This is a genomic window from Micromonospora sp. LH3U1 (assembly GCF_028475105.1).
Taxonomy (GTDB): Bacteria; Actinomycetota; Actinomycetes; order Mycobacteriales; family Micromonosporaceae; genus Micromonospora.
This window is the reverse complement of record NZ_CP116936.1, coordinates 625,529-645,885: the sequence shown is the minus strand read 5'-3', so window position 1 is coordinate 645,885 and position 20,357 is coordinate 625,529. Positions and strand designations below refer to the sequence as shown.

Genomic DNA, 20,357 nt, shown 5'->3' with positions numbered 1-20,357 from the left:
GAATTGGCGGTGGCCCGTCGAAACGGCGTATCGACGGGCGCACCACCGTCGCCCGGTGGTGACGATGGGTCCATGAGTCCTTGGCGGATGACACGCTGGGAACGCGGAGACCTGCCACCCGGCACCGAAACAGACGACAGCCCCGGCGAGCCCGTGACCAGGGCAGGCGAGCCGGAGCGGCGGCACGAGGCGCTGGTCAGCGTCCGGCTCGGCCCGTCCGCGCCCGGTAGTCACCTCGTGGAGTACCTGCGGCACGAGCCGTGCGCCGTCGCCGCCTGGTGGATCGCCGCTGACGTCGATGCCGTGGTGCGGCTCTCCGCCGACAGCATGACCGTGCTGCACCGCGCCGTGGCCGACCTGCGCCGCCGCGCCGGAGTGGAAGTGGCGGTGGCCAACTACATCCTCCGCGCGCTCGACCTGACCACGCCGGCGGACCCGCGTACCGCGAAGGACGCGCCGGCCTGGGTGGTGCCCGCCGCATGAGCAACCCAGCAGTCGCCCGACGGATCGTGGTGGGCGTCGACCGCTCGTTCGCCGGAATGCAGGCACTGCGCCGCGCGATGCAGCTGGCCCGGCGCGAAGGCGCGCAACTGGACGCCGTACGCGCGTGGGTCTTCGCGCCGACGTGGCGGCCCGGCACCCTGACCTGGCGCTGGCAGGACGAATGCGACCGGGCGGCCCTGGTCTACCTGCGCGGTGTCTTCGACGCGGCACTCGGTGGCATACCCCGGGACGTGGCCGTGCGGCTGGTGGCGACCCAGGGGTACGCCGGTCAGGTGCTGGTCGACCACGCGCACCGGGAGTCCGACCTACTCGTCGTCGGCAGCCCCGATCGCGGCCGGTTCGGCCGGTCGCGCGGCCACGTCACCCGGTACTGCGTGACCAGGGCGGACGTGCCGGTCGTCACGGTGCCCGCGCCGTCCTGGGCGCGGGCCGCGACGATCCGCCGCTTCGCCCGCGACCTCGAACGATTCAGCCGATGACCGCCGCGGCGCACAGCCGATCACCGCCGCGGCGCGCACAGCCGATGACCGCCGCTGCGGCGGCACAGCCGATGACCGCCGCTGCGGCGGCAGGAATGGAAAGGATCAGCCCCACCATGGACGAGGCCCCGATAATTTACGCCGTTCCGGTGCGCGACCTCCCGGGACGGCTGGTGCGGACGGTGCGAACCGGCCGTTCGCCGCAGGGCCAGCGGCTGGGTATCGCCTTCACCCGGCCGGAGCTGCTGGCCGCCGCGATGGGCGCCGACCAGCAGTGGGAAGAGTTGTGCGAGTCCGCGCTACGCGGCATGCTGCGCCCGCTCGGCATCGACGTGATCCAGGTCGACCCGCTGCTGGTGGCGCCGCCACTCGACCCGCGCAACGGAGACCGGGCCGCGCCGACCGTGCCGGCCCAGAGCCCGGCCGCACTCGCCGGCCCTCGGTCCGAGGTCAGCGCGGTCCCGGTCAGCACCGGATCGGGCGCCGGTCAGGGGCGGTAGCGGTAGCCCATCCCGGGCTCGGTGATGAGGTGCCGGGGCCGGGCCGGGTCGTCCTCCAGTTTGCGCCGCAGTTGGGCCAGGTACTGCCGCAGGTAGTTGGTCTCGTTCTGGTATTCCGGCCCCCACACATCCTGGAGGAGTTGGCGCTGGCTGACCAGCTTGCCGGGGTGGCGCAGGAGCTTCTCCAGCACGCTCCACTGGGTGGGCGTCAGCTTGACCTCGGTGCCGTCGTCCCGCAGCACGCTGTGGTCGGCCAGGTCGACGGTGTGCTGACCGATCCGCAGCGCCGGCACCGCCTCGCTGGACGCGCCGAGGCGGCGGGTCACCGCGCGGATGCGGGCCAGCAGCTCCTCCACCCCGAACGGCTTGGTGACGTAGTCGTCCGCCCCGGCGTCGAGCGCCGCGACCTTGTCCTCGCTGCCGGCCCGGCCGGAGAGCACGATGATCGGCACGGCGGTCCACCCGCGTAGACCTCGGATCACCTCGACCCCGTCGATGTCGGGCAGGCCGAGATCCAGCACCACGAGGTCGGGCGGGTGGCTGGCGGCGGCCTTCAACGCGGCGGCACCGGTTGCGGCGATGTCCACCTCGTACCGGCGGGCGCGCAGGTTGATCCGCAGGGCACGCAGGATCTGCGGTTCGTCGTCGACGACCAGGATGCGAGTCATTCCTGCGGCCCCTCCGAGCTGGTCTGCGCGGCTGGCAGCCGCAGCACCAAGGTGAGCCCACCGCCGGGGGTGGTCTCGGGGGTGATGCTGCCACCCATCGCCTCGGCCAACCCCCGGGACAGGGCAAGACCGAGACCGACACCGGTCTGGTTGTCCCGGTCGCCGAGGCGTTGGAACGGCAGGAAGACGTGCTCCCACTGGTCCTCCGGAATGCCCGGACCCCGGTCGATCACCCGCAGCTCGACCTGGCCGGCGTGTGCGCTGGCGGTGATCATGGGGGGCTGGTCGGGCGGGCTGTAGCGCAGCGCGTTGGCGACGATGTTGACCAGCACCCGTTCCAGCAGGCCCGGGTCGGCGGTAGCGGCCGGCAGGTCGGCCGGGATGTCCGTGCCGACGGTCGCGGCCGCCGGGCCAAGTTCGTCCAATGCCAGGGGTACGGCGTCCTCCAGGCCGATCGCCGTCGCCGTGATGCCGAGGACGCCGGCCTGTAGTCGGCTCATGTCCAGGAGGTTGGCGACCAGCCGGGCGAGGCGGTCCAGTGACTCCTCGGCGGTCTCCAACAGCTCCTCGCGGTCCTGTTCGTCGAACTCGACGTCCTGACTGCGCAGGCTCGTCACGGCCGCCTTCGCCGAGGCTAGCGGCGTACGCAGATCGTGGCTGACCGCGGCGAGCAGCGCGGTGCGCATCCGGTCCGCCGCCGCCAACGGTTTGGCCGCGGCGGCCTCCTCGGCGAGCCGCTCCTGACGCAGCGCGACGGCGGCCTGGGCGGCGAACGCCTCGACGATCCGTCGGTCGGCGGCCTCCAGCCGCCGGCCGCTGAGCACGACGGTGATCCGGTCGTCGACCGGGACCGCGGTCTCACCGCCGTCGGGCGTGCAGGCGGGCTGCTCGCCAACGCTGGCCACGACACACCAGGCGTGCTCCTCGTGGGCTCGCTCCGGGCGACCACTGGCCTCCTCGGCCAACTCCAGCACGCTCACCGCGCGCAGCCCAAAGGTTTCCCGAAGCTGTTCCAGCAGCGCGGGCAGCGGGCGTTCGCCGCGCAGTACGCCACCGGCGACGGCGGCGAGGGTCTGCGCGTCGGCGGCGGCGCGCGCGGCCTCCCGGGTCCGCCGTGCGGCCACGTCGACGATCCAGCTCACCGCCAACCCCACGCCGACGAAGACGGCCAGGGCGAGCAGGTTGTCCGCCTCGGCGATGGTCAGCGTGCGGTAGGGCGGGGTGAAGAACCAGTTGAGCAGCAGCGAGCCGCCGAGCGCGGCGACCAGAGCCGGCCACACCCCGCCGACCAGGGCGACACCGACGACCCCGGCCAGGAACAGCAGGATGTCGTTGGTCAGCGTCAGGTCGGGCAGGGTCTGCAACAGCAGGGTGAGCAGCGGCACGCCCAGCACGGCCAGGGCGAAGCCGAGCAGCCGCCGACGCCGGGACAGCGCCGCCGGCACGGCTGCCGCCCAGCGGCCCTTGCCGGCCTGCTTGTGGGTGACCAGGTGCACGTCGATCGACCCGGAGAGCGCGGTGGTGGTCACGCCGACACCCCGGGCGAAGATCTGCGCCAAGCGGCCCCGCCGGCTGGCGCCGAGCACCAGCTGGGTGGCGTTCACGCCCTGGGCGAAGTCCAGCAGCGCGGCCGGCACGTCGGTGCCGAGCACCTGGTGGTACGTGCCACCCAGGCTCTCCACCAGCACTCGCTGGCGGGCCAGTTGGGCAGGGTCGGCGCCGGCCAGGCCGTCGCTGCGGCCCACGTGTACGGCGAGCAGGTCGGCGCCCTTGCTCCGGGCCGCGACCCGTGCCGCCCGGCGGATCAGCGTCTCGCCCTCGGGGCCACCGGTCAACGCGACCACGACCCGTTCCCGGGCCTCCCAGGTTGCCGCGATGCCCTGCTGGCTGCGGTAGCGGTCGAGCTGCTCGTCGACCTTGTCGGCCAGCCAGAGCAGCGCCACCTCGCGCAGCGCGGTGAGGTTGCCGACCCGGAAGTAGTTGCCCAGCGCGGCGTCGATCTTGTCGGGTCGGTAGATGTTGCCGTGCGCCATCCGCCGGCGCAGCGCCTCGGGGGTCATGTCGACCAACTCGACCTGCTCGGCGGCGCGGACGATCTCGTCCGGCACGGTCTCCCGCTGGGTGGTGCCGGTGATCTGCGCGACGACGTCGTTGACCGACTCCAGGTGCTGCACGTTGACCGTGGACAGCACGTCGATTCCCGCGTCGAGCAACTCCTGGATGTCCTGCCAGCGCTTGTCGTGCCGGGAACCCGGCACGTTGCTGTGCGCCAACTCGTCGACCACCGCGATCTCCGGCCGGCGGGCCAGCACCGCGTCCAGGTCCATCTCGGTGAACTCGGCGCCCCGGTAGGTCATCGTGCGGCGAGGCACCTGCTCCAGGTCGCCGAGCATCGCGGCCGTGTGCTGGCGGCCGTGGGTCTCCACGAAGCCGATCACCACGTCGGTGCCGCGCGCGGCACGCCGCTGGGCCTCCTCCAACATGGCGTACGTCTTTCCGACGCCGGGGGCGGCCCCGAGGTAGATGCGCAGTTCTCCGCGTGGCACGCGAACCATCCTTCCTGGTCAGGATCGCCGATGCGAGAACCGGACGAGGCCGCTCCGTGGAACGGCCTCGCCCGGTGTCGTGCTCAATGCGTGCTCAGCGCGCGGGGAACTGCTTGTCCAACGCGATGTTGAGTTCCAGCACGTTGACCCCCGGCTCGCCCATGAAGCCGAGCCCTCGTCCGCCGGTGTGCTCGTCCACCAGCTTGCGGACCGCTGCCGGGTCCGCGCCGCGCTCCCGCGCGACCCGGTTCACCTGCAGTTCGGCGTACGCCGGGCTGATCTGCGGGTCGAGGCCGCTGGCGCTGGCGGTGACCGCGTCGGCGGGCACAGCCGGGTCGGCGGGCGCGTTGCCGCGGATCGGGGTGACCACCCCGCCGGCGGCCACGTAGTCCTCGCCCGGCTGGGCGAGCTCAACCGGCACCCCCTGGTACGACGACACGAACGGGGTGGCCGGGGCGGCCTGGTTGACGCTGACCACCCGGGTGACCGGACCGGTCAGACCGTCGGCGCGGAAGACCGCGAGCACGGCACCCACCCCTTCGTCGGTGCAGAAGGGGCGTCGGCCGTCGACTCCATTGAGTTCGCCGACCTCCTTGCTGCGCCCGCACACCTGGGTGAGCAGGCTCTCGCTGGACTCCTCCGGGTCGGTGGCGAGGGTGTCGACCACGCTCTCCGGGCCCAGGTTGCTGGCCGAGGTGGAGGTCGGGTCGTAGCCGTCGCCGGCGGCCGACGGGCGGGACTGGAAGTAGCGCGGGATGGGGTTGCCGTCCGCGTCGGTGAAGGACTGGCCGATCAGCGCGCTGCCGACCGTCGTCCCACCCGATTCGATCAGCGAGCCGTCGGCCTTGTGGTTGAGGCCGGGCAGCTGACCAACCGCTACCAGGGCCAGCGGATAGACCAGGCCGAGCAGGACCGTGAAGACGAGCACGGCGCGCAGGGCGGCGAGGTGTTGGGCGAGCCAGTTGGGTAGGCGCATCACGAAATCCCCGGGATGAACTGGATGAGCAGGTCGATGAGCTTGATCCCGATGAACGGCACGATGATGCCGCCCAGTCCGTACACCAGCAGGTTGCGGCTGAGCAGCTTCGACGCGGCGGCCGGCCGGTACCGCACGCCCCGCAGGGCGAGCGGGATCAGCGCGATGATCACCAGGGCGTTGAAGATGACCGCGGACAGGATCGCCGACTCCGGGCTGGACAGCCGCATGATGTTCAGCGCATCCAGGCTCGGGTAGAGGCCGGCGAACATGGCCGGGATGATCGCGAAGTACTTCGCGATGTCGTTGGCGATGCTGAACGTCGTCAGCGCGCCACGGGTGATCAGCAACTGCTTGCCGATCTCCACGATCTCGATCAGCTTGGTCGGGTCGGAGTCGAGGTCGACCATGTTGCCGGCCTCCTTGGCGGCCGACGTACCGGTGTTCATCGCCACCCCGACGTCAGCCTGAGCGAGTGCCGGCGCGTCGTTGGTGCCGTCGCCGGTCATCGCGACCAGGCGGCCGCCCTCCTGCTCCCGCTTGATCAGCGCGAGCTTGTCCTCCGGCGTCGCCTCGGCCAGGAAGTCGTCCACCCCGGCCTCGTCGGCGATCGCCTTCGCGGTACGCGGGTTGTCACCGGTGATCATCACGGTCCGGATGCCCATCCGGCGCATCTCGTCGAACCGTTCCCGCATGCCGGACTTGACGACGTCCTTGAGGTGGATGACACCCAGCGCGCGGGCGGGCTCACCGTCGATGTGCTCGGCGACGACCAGCGGGGTGCCGCCGGTGCTGCTGATCCCGTCCACGATCTCGCCGACCTGCTCGGTCGGGTGCCCGCCGTTCTCCCGTACCCACTTCATCACCGCGGCTGCGGCGCCCTTGCGAACCCGGCGGGCCGTGCCGACCGCGCCGCCGTCCACGCTGGCGTCCGGGGTCATGTCGACGCCGCTCATCCGGGTCTGCGCGGTGAACGGTACGAAGGTGGCGTGCGGCATCACGCCGGGCTCGCGCTCGCGCAGCCCGAACTCGTTCTTCGCCAGCACGACCACCGAGCGCCCCTCGGGGGTCTCGTCGGCCAGGCTGGACAGCTGCGCGGCGTCGGCCAAGGCCTCGGCGGTCACCCCTTCGACGGGTACGAACTCGGCAGCCTGCCGGTTGCCCAGCGTGATGGTGCCGGTCTTGTCCAACAGCAGGGTGTTGACGTCGCCGGCCGCCTCGACGGCTCGGCCGCTCATGGCGAGGACGTTGCGCTGCACCAGCCGGTCCATGCCGGCGATGCCGATGGCGGAGAGCAGCGCGCCGATGGTGGTCGGGATCAGGCAGACGAGCAGCGAGATCAGCACCACCCCGGTGACACCGGAGTCGGTGATCGCGCCGCTGTCCGGGGCGGCCGCCTGGTACGCCTTGGAGAAGATGGCGAGCGGCTGCAGGGTGACCACGGCCAGCAGGAAGATGATCGTGAGCGCGGCGAGCAGGATGTTCAACGCGATCTCGTTCGGCGTCTTCTGCCGATTGGCACCCTCGACCAGGGCGATCATCCGGTCGATGAAGCTCTCCCCCGGCTTCTGGGTGATCTGCACGACGATCCGGTCGGAGAGCACCTTGGTGCCGCCGGTGACCGCGCTGCGGTCACCACCGGACTCCCGGATGACCGGGGCCGACTCGCCGGTGATGGCCGACTCGTCGACGCTGGCGATGCCCTCGACGATGTCGCCGTCACCGGGAATGATGCCGCCGGCCTCGACGAGCACGAAGTCGCCCTGACGAAGCTCCGGCGCAGGGACCGCCTCGTCGCGGTAGGTGTTGGCCCGTGCGCCGGGCTTCCAGTCGACCAGCCGGGTGGCGATGGTGTCCTTCTTCGCCTGCCGCAGCGCGGCGGCCTGGGCCTTGCCCCGGCCCTCGGCGACCGCCTCGGCCAGGTTGGCGAAGAGCACGGTCAGCCAGAGCCAGATGGTGATCGCCCAGGCGAACACCGACGGGTCGGTCACCGCCAGGATGGTGGTGAAGGCCGCGCCGACTTCCACGATCAGCATCACCGGGTTGCGCCACAGCGTTCCCGGGTTGAGCTTTCGTGCGGCGTCCGGCAGGGACCGGATCAGCTGCTTGGGGTCGAGCAGGCCCCCGCCGACCCGGTTGCCCTGGGTGGCAGGGGTGCCCGGGAGCTGCTCTGTTGGCGCGGACGTGACGGACATGTCCTCGTTCCTCATGATGGTCAGAGCCCCTCTGCCAGCGGGCCGAGCGCGAGCGCAGGCAGGAAGGTCAGCGCGACGAGGACCACCGTGACGCCGACGACCATGCCGATGAACAGCGGTCGGTGGGTCGGCAGGGTGCCCTCGGACGCGGGGGTGGGTGCCTGGCGGGCCAGCGAACCGGCCAACGCGAGCACGAAGATGATCGGCAGGAACCGGCCCAGCAGCATGCACAACCCGAGCGCGGTGTCCCACCAGGTGGTGTTGACCGTGATGCCGCCGAAGGCGGAGCCGTTGTTGTTGCTGGCCGAGGTGAACGCGTACAGCACCTCGGAGAGGCCGTGCGGGCCGACGTTGAGCGCGGTGGAGTTGTTGCCGGTGGCGAACGCGGCCGCCGTACCGACAAGCACCAGGATCGGCGTGACCAGGAAGTAGAGCGACGCGAACTTGATCTCCCGCGAGCCGATCTTCTTGCCCAGGTACTCCGGGGTGCGGCCCACCATCAGGCCAGCCACGAAGACCGTGATCACCGCAAGGATGAGCAGGCCGTAGAGACCCGAACCGGTACCACCCGGCGCGACCTCACCGAGCATCATGTTGACCATGGTCATCATGCCGCCGAGCGAGGTGAACGAGTCGTGGAACGAGTTCACCGCACCGGTTGAGGTCAGCGTCGTGGCGGCGGCGAAGGTGGCCGAGTTCGACACGTCGAACCGCACCTCCTTGCCCTCCATCGCGGCACCGACCGCCTGCGGCACCGTGCCGTGGCCGGCCAACTCGAAGATGTTGGTGAGAGCGACGCTGGCGAACGCGAGGATGCCCATCACCGCGGCGATGGCGTAGCCCTGCCGGTTCTGCCCGACCATCCGGCCGAAGACCCGGGGCAGGCTGAACGGGATCAGGAGAATCAGGAAGATCTCCAACCAGTTCGTCCAACTGGTGGGGTTCTCGAACGGGTGGGCGCTGTTGACGTTGTAGAAGCCGCCACCGTTGGTGCCCAGCAGCTTGATTACTTCCTGGCTGGCGACCGGGCCGCCTGTGACGGTCTGGGTGCCACCGGTCAGCGTGGTCACGTCGGTGCCGCCGGACAGGTTCTGCACCGCCCCGCCGAGCATCAGCGCGATGGCGCCGAGCACCGCGACCGGCAGCAGGATCCGCAGCGTGATCCGGGTCAGGTCGACCCAGAAGTTGCCGAGCTGCCCGGTGCGGCTGCGGGCGAACCCACGCAGCAACGCCACCGCCACCGCGATGCCGACCGCCGACGAGACGAAGTTCTGCACCGCCAGCCCGGCCATCTGCACCAGGTGGCCCATCGTCGACTCACCGGAGTACGACTGCCAGTTGGTGTTGGCCACGAACGACACGGCGGTGTTCCACGCGCCGTGCGGCACCACCGGGTCGAAGCCCAGCGACAGCCACAGGTGGTTCTGCACCCGCTGGAACAGATACAGGAACAGGAGCGAGATCGCGGAGAACGCCAGCACGCTGCGGGCGTACACGCCCCAGGTCTGCTCCGCGGCCGGGTTGACCCCGACCAGTCGGAAGATTCCCCGCTCGACCCGCGACTGCTTGGTGCCGGAGACCGCCCGGAACATGTAGTCGCCGAACGGCTTGTAGACGACCACGATGGCCGCCACCAGCGTCAACACGAAGATGACGCCCGCTGTTGTCATGGTCATCAGAAGCGCTCCGGAAACAGCAGGGCGAACACCAGGAACGCGCCCAGGACGATCGCGAGCACCAGGCCGACGGCATTGACCGCGTTCACAGCTTCTCCACCGCCCGGACCACCAGGGCGAGCGCTGCGAACAGCGCCACCGTCAGGACCACGAACACCACGTCAGACACGCTGACTCCTCATACCGGAAAGGTTCGTCGCGACCGCCTTCCGGTCGCGCCGGGCAATCAAAGCCCCACCACCTGCCGGACGACAGGGGTCATAACGCGACCATGACGGTGGCGAACCTTTTCTTGACGTGGTTTTCACACCTGCCCGCCAAACAGGTGAAACGCCGCCACAAACCCCCGGGGGCGAAGCCCCCACCCCCCGCGTCGATCTAGGGCGAATCGTTGTTCGAGGAGATCAACTCACGACGATCTGCCCTAGATCGACGCGGGGGTGGGGCGGCGCGGGGGCGCGCGGGCGCGCGGGGGCGCGGGGGCGCGCGGGGGCGCGCGGGGGGCGGGGGGGCGGGGCGGGGCGGGGGCGGTCAGGCTGGGCGGCGGGCTACCAGGACGTCACGCATGATCGACTGGTCGACCCGGTGCCGCAGCGCACGGTAGGGCTCGGCGTCGACCACGGTCAGGCCGGCGTCGGCCAGCGCCGCAGCCGCGTCTTCGCGGCTGGCGACGTGGGTGTTCCAGGAGATACCGAGCGCACCGCCGGGGCGCAGCAGCCGCGCCCAGACCGGTGCGGCGTCCGCGAGCAACGCCAGCGGATCGCGGGTCAACCCCTGCTGGGCGGTACGACTGCCGTGCTGGACGCCGTACGGCGCGTCGGCGACGACCAGGTCGACGGTCTCCGGGCGGAAGAACTCCGCCGCGCGGGTGGTGTCGGCGTTGACCACGTCCAGCAACTGCGTCTGGCCGGCCTTGTGCTCCTCGCGGCTCGGCGCCAACTCGATCCGGACCCGCCGGCCGACGACCTTGCGCTCCCGCCGCACCGGCCCCGACTCCAGCACCCGGTGCTTGACGCGCTTCTGCTTCAGCCAGGTGGTGATGAACGCCCGGTACGCCTCGACGTCCTTCTGGTCGCGCTCGATCCCGGCGGCGTCGAAGCCGTACATCAGCGCCTGGTTGAGGGTGGTGCCCCGACCGCACAGCGGGTCGAGCACCCGGAACCGACGGCTGGTCAGCTCAGTGGCCCAGTCCGAGGCGAGCAGAGTGACGTTGAGCAGCAACTTGGTGAACTGCTCGTTGGTCTTGCCCGGGTACTTCTGGATGGTGAGCAGGTCGTCGTCGTAGCGGTCCAGCCGGCTCCACTCGATCGGCCGCAGCAGCTCGCCGACGATCTCGAACAGCGCGTAGCCCGCGGAGAGGTTGCCGAGCACGGTCAGGTCCCGCTCGGTCAACCCGTCACCGGTGAAGGTGACGTAGGAGGCCCCGCCGACGACCTCGGTGTCCAGCTCGCCGATCCGGCCGTCGAGCGCCGAAAGGCCGAAGATCTCCAGCTCGGCCCGGGTGAGGTCGACAGCGGAGCGGGCGTACACCCGGTTGGTGGCGGGCAGGATCAGCAGGCCGTAACGCGTCATGATCCGGCGAGTATTCCACAACGCCCCCCGGTCGCCGGGAACCGGAGCGGCCTTCGGAGCGACTACCGATACATGGGGTGTGAGCAGTGGCGGGAGGTCCTGTCCGCGCAGTTGGACGGGGAGGAGACCGCCGCCGAACTGACGGCGGTGCAGGGGCACCTCGACGGGTGCGCCGATTGCCGGGCCTGGTTCACGGCGGCGGCTGCGGTGACCCGTCGGGTCCGTACCCGGTTGGTCACCGAGGTGCCCGACCGGACCGAGGCGATCCTGGCCGCCATCGCTGCGGCTCCGGCCCGCCGGTCGTGGTGGCAGCGCGTGGCCGGGCGCGGCCCGCTGGTCGCCGGGCTGCGCGCGGTGCTCGGGCGCGGTCGGCTGGTCGCGGGGCTACGCGCGGCGCTCGGGCTGCTCGGCGCGGTGCAGTTGGTGCTCGGCCTGGCCCAGGTGGGCCGGGGTGCGACCGCCGATCACCTGCACCCCACCGGCCAGCACCTGTGGCACGAGTCGGCCGCGTGGAACGTGGCGGTGGGCGCCGGGTTCCTCTTCGTGGCGGTGCGCCGCAGCCCTCCCGCCGGGCTGCTGCCGATGCTCAGCGCGTTCGTCGGCACGTTGCTGCTGCTCTCGGTCAACGACCTGGCCACCGGATCGGTGGGCGGGGAGCGGCTGGTCAGCCACGGGTTCCTGGTGGTCGGCTACCTGATCACCGTGCTGCTGTCCCGGCCCGGTCTGCGCCCCGGTGGGCCCGCTCCGCAGCGGCAGCCGGCACCGTCACGCTGGCGGTTCGGCGCCGATGAGGTGGACCGGCCGCTGCGGGTGGTACGTCCCGAGTCGTACCCGGCGCAGGCCGCCGACCGCCATGCCGCCCCGGCCGCGCGTACCGGGCATGCCGCCCCGGCGGCGGGTACGGGCCAGGCCGGCGACCGGCGCGCCGCCTGAGCGGGCGCCCTCAGCGCTCAGCCCTCAGCGCTCAGCCCTCAGCCCTCAGCGCTCAGCCCTCAGCGCTCAGCCCTCAGCGCTCAGCCCTCAGCGCTCAGTCCTCTGGCCGAGCCGGTTCGCCGCCGGCGATGACCTGCGGGATGACCTGTTCGACGATGGTCAGCAGCGTGGTGGTGAGCAGCAGGTGCACCTGGGCGCGGGTCAGCGCGCCACGCTGGAGCCACTCCCGGGCGGTCGACGTGGCCAGCCCGCAGTACGCCCGGACCATTCCGCGCAACTCCTCGTGGTGCTCCGCCTGGCCGGCCAGCCCGACGGCGACGAGCATCCGGTCCGCGGCGACCTCCTCGGCCTCGGCGAGGACCCGCTCCACGTCGGCGTCGCCGCCCATCCCCCGCGCGGTGACCGCCGCCAGCCAGGAGGTGCTGTGCCGGGACACCACGTCGAGGAACCAGGTGACGCTGGCGTCGACGCGAGTCCGCAGGTCTCCCTTGGGCAACCGCTCCACGGCGACCTCCGGGATGGTCACCATGACCCGGACGACCTCCAGGTAGAGATCCTTCTTGGCACCGAAGTAGTGGTTGACCAGGCCACGAGCGACACCTGCCTCGCGGGCGATGTCGGTGGTCGACACGTCCGCGTACGGGCGTTCGCCGAACAGCCGGACCGCACAGGCCAGGATCTGCCCACGCCGGGCGTCCGGCTCCAAACGGCGGCGGCGCGGAGCCGTCTCGACACTCATCTGCCCGACCCTATCGGCAGCTCACGCCGCCGGCCTCGGCCTCAACCGCCGCGCCACCTTGATCAAGTGATGGAAAGTTGGTGCCAGGAGCCTTGATCGACTCCGTCTCATTGAAGTCGGGGTATCCCAGCCCTGCGGACAGCCCGACTTCAAGGAACCGGAGTCGATCAACGCAGGCCCCGCCTCCTTTGACGCGGAACGGCCGAGACCAAGCGGACCAAGCGGACCAAGCGGGCGGCCAGCCGCGTGCGTCGTGGCGAGGCCGAGGCCGAGGCCGCCTGCCCTCTGCGACCGCCCGACGACCTGCGGCCGGCTGCTGATCGCGACTTATTGACATGCCGCCAACAGCGCGCGAGGGTGGTGCACATGCCGACGCCCCCGCCCGACGGTCCCCCCTCGCCCTGGCGCGAGCCGGAGCACGACGACCTGGCAGACCTGGCCCGCACCTTCTTCACCAAGGAGGTGTTGCCGCACACCGACCGCCTGCTGGCGCAGGGCCATCCGGACCGCGAGCACTACCGGCGCGCCGGTGAGCTGGGGTTGCTCGGCCTGTCCGTCCCGGAGGAGTACGGCGGTGGGGGCGGCGGCTTCACCCACGAGGCGGTGCTGCTGCACGAACAGGCGTACACCGGGGAGAGCAGCCTCGGGCTGGCGGTCCACAGTGGCATCGTCACCGGCTACCTGGTGGCGTACGGCAGCGAGGAGCAGAAGCGGCGCTGGCTGCCCGGCCTGTGCAGCGGGGAGCTGGTCGGCGCCATCGCGATGACCGAGCCGGACGGCGGCTCCGATCTTCAGGCGATGCGTACCCGGGCGGTCCGCGACGGCGACGACTACCTGGTCACCGGCGCGAAGACGTTCATCACCAACGGCGGCCTGGCCGATCTGATCATCGTGGCGGTGAAGACCGACCCCGAGCAGCGGGCGGCCGGTGTCTCCCTGCTGATCTGCGAGGTCGGTGGGGACCCGGAGGGCTTCCGCCGGGGCCGACTGCTGTCCAAGATCGGGCTGCACGCCAACGACACGGCCGAGCTGTTCTTCGACGAGTTCCGGGTGCCGGTGGCCAACCTGCTCGGCGGCGCCGAGGGGCTGGGCTTCATCCAGCTCATGCAGCAGCTTCCGCAGGAACGGCTGGTCATCGGCGTCGGCGCGGTCGCCGCCATGGAACGCGCGGTCGCGCTGACCGTCGCGTACGCCAAGGAGCGCACCGCCTTCGGCAAGACGCTGATGGGGCATCAGAACACCCGGATGGTGCTCGCCGAGTGCGCCACCCGTACTCGGGTCAGCCGGGTCTTCCTGGACGACTGCATCGTCCGGCACACCCGCGACGACCTGGACGTGGCCACCGCGGCGATGGCGAAGTCATGGCTCACCGACGGGCAGTGCGAGGTCATCGACCGGTGCCTACAGATCTTCGGCGGCTACGGCTACACGACGGAATACCCGATCGCCCGGATGTACGCGGACGCCCGCGTCCAGAAGATCTACGGCGGCACCAACGAGATCATGAAGGAGCTGATCGCCCGTGCCCTCTGAGGCGTACGTCTATGACGCGGTCCGCACCCCGCGCGGACGCGGCCGGGACACCGGCGCGCTGCACGGGGTCAAGCCGATCTCCCTGGTCGTCGGTTTGATCGACGCGCTGCGGGAGCGCAACCCCGGCCTGGACGTCGGCCGGTTGGAAGACCTGTTGCTCGGCATCGTCACCCCGGTCGGCGATCAGGGCGGCGACCTGGCACGGGCTGCGGCCCTGTTGGCCGGTCTTCCGGACCAGGTGGGTGGGGTGCAGCTCAACCGGTTCTGCGCCTCCGGGCTGGAGGCGGTCAACTCCGCCGCCGCGCGGATTCGCTCCGGCTGGGAGCACCTGCTGCTCGCCGGCGGGGTGGAGTCGATGTCCCGGGTGCCGATGGGCTCCGACGGAGCGGCCTGGGCCACCGACCCGCAGACCGCGCTGGCCACGTCGTTCGTGCCGCAGGGCGTCAGCGCCGATCTGATCGCCACCCTGGAGGGCTTCACCCGCGACGACGTGGACGGCTACGCGCTTCGATCGCAGGAGCGGGCCGCCAAGGCGTGGGCCGGCGGGCACTTCGCCCGCTCGGTGGTGCCGGTACGCGACGGCAACGGTCTGGACATCCTCGCCGTGGACGAGCACCCGCGCCCGGAGACCACCCGGGAGGCGCTGGCCCGGCTCACGCCGTCCTTCGCCACGATGGGCGAGGCGGCCGGCTTCGACGCGGTCGCGCTGCAGAAGTTCCACTGGTTGGAGTCCATCGAGCACGTCCACCACGCTGGCAACTCGTCGGGCATCGTGGACGGCGCGGCGCTGGTGCTGATCGGCTCGGGCGAGGTCGGCCGGGACCTCGGCCTCACCCCACGCGCCCGGATCGTCGGCGCGGCGGTCACCGGTGCCGACCCGACGCTGATGTTGACCGGCCCGATCCCGGCCACCCACAAGGCGCTCGCCGTCGCCGGGCTGACCCTCGACGACATCGACCTCTTCGAGATCAACGAGGCGTTCGCCGCGGTGGTGTTGAAGTACGTCCGCGACCTGGGCCTCGACCCGGACCGGGTGAACGTCAACGGCGGCGCGATCGCTCTCGGCCACCCGCTCGGCGCGACCGGAGCGATGCTGCTCGGCACCGCGTTGGACGAGTTGGAGCGCCGCGACCTGCGCCGCGCCGTGGTGACCCTCTGCATCGGCGGCGGTATGGGCGTCGCCACCGTTCTTGAGCGCTGCTGACCCGGAGGACGACCATGACCAACACCATCCGGTACGACCGCGGCGCCGACGGCATCGTCACGCTCACCCTGGACGACCCCGACCAGTCCGCCAACACCATGAACCGGGCGTACGCCGCGTCCATGAGCGGGGTGCTCGACCGGCTGGAGGCTGAGCGCGACGAGCTGACCGGGGTCATCGTGACCAGCGCGAAGTCGACCTTCTTCGCCGGCGGTGACCTGCCGGAGATGATCCGGGCCACCCGTGCTGACGCGCCGGCGCTGACCGAACTGCTCAGCACCATCAAACGGGACCTGCGCCGACTGGAGACGCTGGGCCGGCCGGTGGTCGCCGCGGTCAACGGCTCCGCACTCGGCGGTGGCCTGGAGATCGCGCTCGCCTGCCACCACCGGATTGCGCTGGACGCGCCCGGCAGCCGGCTCGGGCTGCCCGAGGTGACCCTGGGCCTGCTGCCCGGGGCGGGCGGTGTCACCCGGACGGTACGGATGCTCGGCCTGGCCGGGGCGTTGACCACGGTGCTGCTCACCGGTCGACGGATGCGTCCGGCAGACGCCCTGGCCGCCGGGCTGGTCGACGAGGTGGTCGCCACCGAGGCAGAGCTGCTGGACAGTGCGCGGGCCTGGATCGCGGCCAACCCCCACCCGGCGCAGCCGTGGGACCGGCCGGACTACCGGATGCCTGGCGGCACCCCGGCCAGTCGTTCGCTGGCCGCGCAGCTGCCCGCCTTTCCGGCCACCCTGCGTAAGCAGCTCAAGGGTGCCCGGCTGCCCGCACCCGAGGCGATTCTGGCCGCCGCCGTCGAGGGCGCACAGGTCGACCTGGAGACCGCCCTGACCGTGGAGACCCGCCACCTGGTCGGTCTACTCACCGGGCAGGTCGCCAAGAACATGATCGGTGCGTTCTTCTTCGACCTGAAGGCGGTCAACGGCGGCGCGGCCCGACCGACCGGGGTGGACGTCGCCCCGGTGCGCCGGGTGGCGGTGCTCGGCGCCGGCATGATGGGCGCGGGCATCGCGTACGCCTGCGCCAGCGCCGGCGTGGACGTGGTCGTGAAGGACGTGACCCCCGAGGCCGCTGGCCGTGCCCGGGAGCACGCGGAACGGCTGCTGGCCCGCAAGGTACGCAAGGGCCGCGCAACGGAGGCGGACGCCCGCGCGGTGCTGGACCGGATCACCACCACCGACCAGGTGGACGCGCTGGCCGGCTGCGACGCGGTGATCGAGGCGGTCTTCGAGGACCCGGCGTTGAAGCGGACCGTCTTCGCCGAGGTGCTGCCGGTGCTGGCACCGGGCGCCCTGCTCGCCTCCAACACCTCCACCCTGCCGATCACCGCGCTGGCCGCCGGGGTGGACCGGCCGGCCGACTTCATCGGCATGCACTTCTTCTCCCCGGTGGACCGGATGCCGCTGCTGGAGATCGTGGTGGGCGAGCGGACCGGCGACGCGGCGCTGGCGCGGGCGTTCGACCTGGGCCGGCGGATCGGCAAGACCCCGATCGTGGTCAACGACGGTCGGGGCTTCTTCACCAGCCGGGTGATCGGTCGGTTCCTCGATGAGGCGGTCGGCATGGTGGCCGAGGGTGTTCCCGCCGCGTCGGTGGAGCAGGCCGCCCTCCAGGCCGGCTACCCGACCGGGCCGCTGGCGTTGGCCGACGAGGTCAGTCTCACCCTGATCCAGCGGATCCGCCGCCAGTTCGAGGCCGCCAGTGAAGAGTTCCTGCCGCTTCCGGCGCACCGGCTCGTCGACGAGCTGGTCGACGCGTACGACCGGCCGGGGCGCGCGGCCGGACGTGGCTTCTACGCGTACGACGATGGCACCCGGGGCCGGTTGTGGCCCGGTCTGGCCGACCTGACCACCGACGCGGGCCGGGCGGTGCCGTTCACCGACCTGCAGGAGCGGATGCTCTTCGCCGAGGCGCTCGACGCGCTGCGCTGCCTCGACGAGGGTGTGCTGCGTACCGAGCCCGACGCCAACATCGGCTCGATCTTCGGCATCGGTTTTCCCGCCTGGACGGGAGGGGTGATCCGCTACGTCCGGCAGTACGCGGGCGGCCCGGCCGGCTTCGCGGCCCGCGCCACCGAGCTGGCCGACCTCTACGGCGACCGGTTCACGCCCCCCACCGACCTGGTCGACCGGCTCGCCGCCTCGGCCGACCGCACCACCGAGCCGGCGGGCGTCGCGTGACAGCGCCCTGGTCGGCCCCCGGCGGGCCAGAGACGGCCGACGACTCGGGTGCGACGGCGCGCGGTGGGCCGCTCGCCGGGGTGCGGGTGGTCGAACTCGCGAGCCTCGCCCCGGCGCCGTTCGGTTGCATGGTGCTCGCTGACCTGGGCGCGGACGTGGTGCGGGTGGACCGGCCGGGTGGGCCGGGTGCGGGACGGCTCGCCGCGCCAACCGGCGGGCCGTTGCAGCGCGGCCGGCGGGTCACCACGCTGGACCTGAAATCCCCGACCGGAGTGACGGACTTGCTGCGTCTGGTGGAGCGGGCGGACGTGCTGGTCGAGGCGTACCGGCCGGGGGTTGCCGAGCGGCTCGGCTTCGGGCCGGAGGTCTGCCAGGCCCGCAACCCCCGTCTGGTGTACGCGCGGATGACCGGCTGGGGTCAGGACGGCCCGCTGGCAGCCCGAGCCGGGCACGACATCGACTACATCGCGGTCGCCGGGGCGTTGGAGCCGCTGGGCCGCGCCGGTGAGCGCCCGTACGCGCCGATGAACCTGCTCGGTGACTTCGGTGGGGGCGGCATGCTGCTCGCCGTCGGCGTGCTGGCCGCACTGCTGGAACGGGAACGCTCCGGTCTCGGCCAGGTGGTCGACGCGGCGATGGTGGACGGCTCGGCGCTGCTCACCTCGTTCCTGCACGGGCTGCTCGGCACCGGCCTGTGGGCCGCGCCGCGCGGGCGCAACATGTTCGACGGCGGGGCGCCGTTCTACGACACGTACCGCACCGCCGACGGTGGATTCATGGCCGTCGGCGCGATGGAACCAGCCTTCTACGCCGTACTCCTCAGCGGCCTCGGCCTCGCCGACGACCCGGACCTGCCCGACCAGTACGACCCGAGCGGCTGGGACGAGTTGCGCCAGCGGTTCACCGAGCGGTTCGCCGAACGGACCCGGGCCGAGTGGACGGCGGTCTTCGCCGACCTGGACGCCTGCGTCGCGCCGGTGCTCGCCCCGGGCGAGGCGCACCACCACCCGCACAACGCCACGCGGGACACCTTCGTCGAGGTGGGCGGCGAGATCCAGCCCGCCCCAGCACCCCGCTTCGACCGAACGCCAACCGCCCGCCCGACCCCAGCCCCAGACCCGGAGCAGGACGCCCTACCGGTCGAAAAAATCCTCACCGCCTGGCCGCAGCGCACCTGACCCCCGGACCTCTCCCGGGGTTGATCAAGAAGTTTGCGTCAAGGATCCGTCCTCTGGTGACGCAAACCTCTTGATCAACGGGGAGGGCCGGGGGTGCCGCGCCCGGGTCGGGCGGTTGTACCAGGCGGCGAAGAGGGCTGTCGCCAGCAACAGCTCTGCCAGGTCACCGCCGTAGTACATGAGCTGGGCGGCCGACTGGAATGCCGCCGGGTCACGGCTGGTGAGGCCGGGCGGGAGGCTTCCGGCTTGCGCGTACAGGTACTTGGCCAGCACGGCGTGGCCGGCCGCCGCACCGAGTAGCGCGCCGACCCGGACCGCCAGTCCCGGGCGACGCGGCGCCGGGTCCGGGCCCGCCAACGACCAGGCGAAGAGGTATCCGGCGGCCAGGTAGTGCAGGTGCAGGGCGTGGTGCAGAGCAGGCTGACGCTCCGCCGCCGCGTACAGCGGGGTGAGTAGGACCAGCGCGAGCCCGCCCGTGCTCAGCAGCGCGGCGGTGACCGGGTGGGCGATCAGGTGCAGCGGGCGGGCGCGCAGCAGCCGGCCCACCGCCCGGCGTACCGGCGTCGGGGCGACCCGCAGCAGCAGCGTCACCGGGGCGCCGAGGACCAGCCCGAGCGGGGCCAGCATGCCGAGCAGCAGGTGCTGCGCCATGTGCCCGCGTGGGTCCTCGGGGAGTTGGGCCAGCGGCCCGACAGCAACCGCCAGTAGGGCGCAGCCGACCAGCCAGGCGGCGGTACGGCGGTGGTCCCACCCCCGTGGGTCGCGTACGGCGGCCAGCAGGTAGCCGCCCGCCAGCAACGCGACCGGGAGCAACGGAAACCAGCTCGGCGCATCCGCCCCGTGTCCGCCGTGCGCGAGCGTGGGCGGCGCGGACCAGCCCGGCAGGCCGGCGAGGACCGCCGTCACCGGGGGCCGTCGTCCGGCCGGCGGGACCGAGCCCACCAGACCACGGCGGCGCCGGCCAGCAGCAGCACCGCGCCGGCCACGTTCCACACCACGTCGTACGGCACCAGGTGTACGCCGTAGCGGATCTGGTGCAGCCGGAGCACCTTGTGGTCGACCAGCCCGTCGAAGAGTTGGAAGCCTCCGGCGCCGAGCAGGAAGCCACCCCAGGCCAGCCGGGCCGACAGGGCACGTCGCCGGCGCAGGTCGGCGAACCAGAAGAACCCGCCGACCAGGGCGATCACCTCGGCGGCGTGCAGCAGCCCGTCCGAGAGCAGCGCCACTGACGGGGTGGACCGGTCGTAGAAGTGGTGCCAGGCCAGCAGCTGGTGAAAGACGATCTCGTCCACCGCGGCCATGATCGCGATGCCGATCAGGACGCCGACGAGCGTGGAGGAACGAACGTCGACGGTCCGTGCGCCTGGCAGGCTCCGATCGGCCATCACACACCTCGCATCCATGCCGGTTAAGGACGGAACTACCCCGAACCGGACGGATCATGTCCTCCGGCGTTACTGCGGACGATCGA

Annotated in this window: 18 protein-coding genes; 8 read left to right on the top strand and 10 right to left on the bottom strand. The window is 71.8% G+C overall.

The features are described from left to right. The first annotated feature begins 72 nt into the window (after window positions 1-72). From PCA76_RS03015 to PCA76_RS03005, 3 genes are all read left to right on the top strand, one after another. Window positions 73-483: a hypothetical protein gene (locus PCA76_RS03015; protein ID WP_272615121.1), complete on the top strand. Its 411-nt coding sequence runs from the start codon at window positions 73-75 to the stop codon at window positions 481-483. Next, window positions 480-983, top strand: a complete 504-nt coding sequence (locus tag PCA76_RS03010; protein WP_272615119.1) for a universal stress protein — start codon at window positions 480-482, stop codon at window positions 981-983. The genes PCA76_RS03015 and PCA76_RS03010 overlap by 4 nt, the downstream gene beginning before the upstream one ends. A 116-nt stretch (window positions 984-1,099) precedes the next feature. Then, entirely contained in the window at window positions 1,100-1,483 is a 384-nt protein-coding gene (locus PCA76_RS03005; protein ID WP_272615118.1) for an SAV_915 family protein, read from the top strand. On the opposite strand, the gene PCA76_RS03000 is transcribed toward PCA76_RS03005, so the two are convergent. The 7 genes from PCA76_RS03000 to PCA76_RS02970 form a co-directional block, all read right to left on the bottom strand. Further along, entirely contained in the window at window positions 1,471-2,151 is a 681-nt protein-coding gene (locus tag PCA76_RS03000; protein WP_272615117.1) for a response regulator, read from the bottom strand. The genes PCA76_RS03005 and PCA76_RS03000 overlap by 13 nt on opposite strands. After that, complete coding sequence (locus PCA76_RS02995) at window positions 2,148-4,697, bottom strand: sensor histidine kinase (RefSeq protein WP_272615116.1); 2,550 nt, start codon at window positions 4,695-4,697, stop codon at window positions 2,148-2,150. The genes PCA76_RS03000 and PCA76_RS02995 overlap by 4 nt, the downstream gene beginning before the upstream one ends. A 94-nt stretch (window positions 4,698-4,791) precedes the next feature. Beyond that, window positions 4,792-5,673, bottom strand: a complete 882-nt coding sequence (locus PCA76_RS02990; RefSeq protein ID WP_272615114.1) for a potassium-transporting ATPase subunit C — start codon at window positions 5,671-5,673, stop codon at window positions 4,792-4,794. Further along, window positions 5,673-7,868, bottom strand: a complete 2,196-nt coding sequence (kdpB, locus tag PCA76_RS02985) for a potassium-transporting ATPase subunit KdpB (protein WP_272615113.1) — start codon at window positions 7,866-7,868, stop codon at window positions 5,673-5,675. Before kdpB ends, PCA76_RS02990 begins: the two co-directional genes overlap by 1 nt. A 20-nt stretch (window positions 7,869-7,888) precedes the next feature. Continuing rightward, complete coding sequence (kdpA, locus tag PCA76_RS02980; protein WP_272615112.1) at window positions 7,889-9,544, bottom strand: potassium-transporting ATPase subunit KdpA; 1,656 nt, start codon at window positions 9,542-9,544, stop codon at window positions 7,889-7,891. Further along, window positions 9,544-9,633: a K(+)-transporting ATPase subunit F gene (gene kdpF / locus PCA76_RS02975; protein WP_036390805.1), complete on the bottom strand. Its 90-nt coding sequence runs from the start codon at window positions 9,631-9,633 to the stop codon at window positions 9,544-9,546. The genes kdpA and kdpF overlap by 1 nt, the downstream gene beginning before the upstream one ends. A gap of 442 nt (window positions 9,634-10,075) precedes the next feature. Beyond that, entirely contained in the window at window positions 10,076-11,116 is a 1,041-nt protein-coding gene (locus tag PCA76_RS02970) for a TRM11 family SAM-dependent methyltransferase (protein WP_272615109.1), read from the bottom strand. Window positions 11,117-11,188: 72 nt separating this feature from the next. Here PCA76_RS02970 and PCA76_RS02965 point away from each other — a divergent pair, with 72 nt between their 5' ends. Further along, complete coding sequence (locus tag PCA76_RS02965; RefSeq protein ID WP_272615107.1) at window positions 11,189-12,049, top strand: zf-HC2 domain-containing protein; 861 nt, start codon at window positions 11,189-11,191, stop codon at window positions 12,047-12,049. Window positions 12,050-12,143: 94 nt separating this feature from the next. Here PCA76_RS02965 and PCA76_RS02960 read toward each other — a convergent pair whose 3' ends face one another. Then, window positions 12,144-12,788, bottom strand: a complete 645-nt coding sequence (locus PCA76_RS02960) for a TetR/AcrR family transcriptional regulator (RefSeq protein ID WP_272615105.1) — start codon at window positions 12,786-12,788, stop codon at window positions 12,144-12,146. Window positions 12,789-13,154: 366 nt separating this feature from the next. Here PCA76_RS02960 and PCA76_RS02955 point away from each other — a divergent pair, with 366 nt between their 5' ends. The 4 genes from PCA76_RS02955 to PCA76_RS02940 all read left to right on the top strand — a co-directional run bounded on the left by PCA76_RS02955 (window position 13,155) and on the right by PCA76_RS02940 (window position 18,886). Next, window positions 13,155-14,321, top strand: coding sequence for an acyl-CoA dehydrogenase family protein (locus PCA76_RS02955; protein WP_272615103.1), 1,167 nt, complete (start codon window positions 13,155-13,157; stop codon window positions 14,319-14,321). Beyond that, entirely contained in the window at window positions 14,311-15,525 is a 1,215-nt protein-coding gene (locus PCA76_RS02950; RefSeq protein ID WP_272615102.1) for an acetyl-CoA C-acetyltransferase, read from the top strand. The genes PCA76_RS02955 and PCA76_RS02950 overlap by 11 nt, the downstream gene beginning before the upstream one ends. Window positions 15,526-15,539: 14 nt before the next feature. Continuing rightward, on the top strand, window positions 15,540-17,708 hold the full coding sequence (locus tag PCA76_RS02945; RefSeq protein WP_272615101.1) for a 3-hydroxyacyl-CoA dehydrogenase NAD-binding domain-containing protein: 2,169 nt from the start codon (window positions 15,540-15,542) through the stop codon (window positions 17,706-17,708). Window positions 17,709-17,788: 80 nt separating this feature from the next. Then, the gene (locus PCA76_RS02940) at window positions 17,789-18,886 is read left to right on the top strand and encodes a CaiB/BaiF CoA transferase family protein (RefSeq protein WP_272619147.1); all 1,098 of its coding nucleotides are present in this window, start codon (window positions 17,789-17,791) and stop codon (window positions 18,884-18,886) included. Window positions 18,887-18,910: 24 nt separating this feature from the next. Here PCA76_RS02940 and PCA76_RS02935 read toward each other — a convergent pair whose 3' ends face one another. Together PCA76_RS02935 and PCA76_RS02930 are read right to left on the bottom strand one after the other, a co-directional pair. Further along, window positions 18,911-19,792, bottom strand: a complete 882-nt coding sequence (locus PCA76_RS02935; RefSeq protein ID WP_272615099.1) for a cytochrome c oxidase assembly protein — start codon at window positions 19,790-19,792, stop codon at window positions 18,911-18,913. Beyond that, window positions 19,789-20,271: a DUF2243 domain-containing protein gene (locus tag PCA76_RS02930; RefSeq protein WP_272615097.1), complete on the bottom strand. Its 483-nt coding sequence runs from the start codon at window positions 20,269-20,271 to the stop codon at window positions 19,789-19,791. Before PCA76_RS02930 ends, PCA76_RS02935 begins: the two co-directional genes overlap by 4 nt. Window positions 20,272-20,357 lie beyond the last annotated feature (86 nt).

What these genes read in the sequence shown, in the direction of transcription:
- PCA76_RS03015 (WP_272615121.1), top strand. Translation starts at nt 73, where the DNA reads ATGAGTCCTTGGCGGATGACACGCTGGGAACGCGGAGACCTGCCACCC.
- PCA76_RS03010 (WP_272615119.1), top strand. Translation starts at nt 480, where the DNA reads ATGAGCAACCCAGCAGTCGCCCGACGGATCGTGGTGGGCGTCGACCGC.
- PCA76_RS03005 (WP_272615118.1), top strand. Translation starts at nt 1,100, where the DNA reads ATGGACGAGGCCCCGATAATTTACGCCGTTCCGGTGCGCGACCTCCCG.
- PCA76_RS03000 (WP_272615117.1), bottom strand. Translation starts at nt 2,151, where the DNA reads ATGACTCGCATCCTGGTCGTCGACGACGAACCGCAGATCCTGCGTGCC.
- PCA76_RS02990 (WP_272615114.1), bottom strand. Translation starts at nt 5,673, where the DNA reads ATGCGCCTACCCAACTGGCTCGCCCAACACCTCGCCGCCCTGCGCGCC.
- kdpB (WP_272615113.1), bottom strand. Translation starts at nt 7,868, where the DNA reads ATGTCCGTCACGTCCGCGCCAACAGAGCAGCTCCCGGGCACCCCTGCC.
- kdpA (WP_272615112.1), bottom strand. Translation starts at nt 9,544, where the DNA reads ATGACCATGACAACAGCGGGCGTCATCTTCGTGTTGACGCTGGTGGCG.
- PCA76_RS02970 (WP_272615109.1), bottom strand. Translation starts at nt 11,116, where the DNA reads ATGACGCGTTACGGCCTGCTGATCCTGCCCGCCACCAACCGGGTGTAC.
- PCA76_RS02965 (WP_272615107.1), top strand. Translation starts at nt 11,189, where the DNA reads ATGGGGTGTGAGCAGTGGCGGGAGGTCCTGTCCGCGCAGTTGGACGGG.
- PCA76_RS02960 (WP_272615105.1), bottom strand. Translation starts at nt 12,788, where the DNA reads ATGAGTGTCGAGACGGCTCCGCGCCGCCGCCGTTTGGAGCCGGACGCC.
- PCA76_RS02955 (WP_272615103.1), top strand. Translation starts at nt 13,155, where the DNA reads ATGCCGACGCCCCCGCCCGACGGTCCCCCCTCGCCCTGGCGCGAGCCG.
- PCA76_RS02945 (WP_272615101.1), top strand. Translation starts at nt 15,540, where the DNA reads ATGACCAACACCATCCGGTACGACCGCGGCGCCGACGGCATCGTCACG.
- PCA76_RS02930 (WP_272615097.1), bottom strand. Translation starts at nt 20,271, where the DNA reads ATGGCCGATCGGAGCCTGCCAGGCGCACGGACCGTCGACGTTCGTTCC.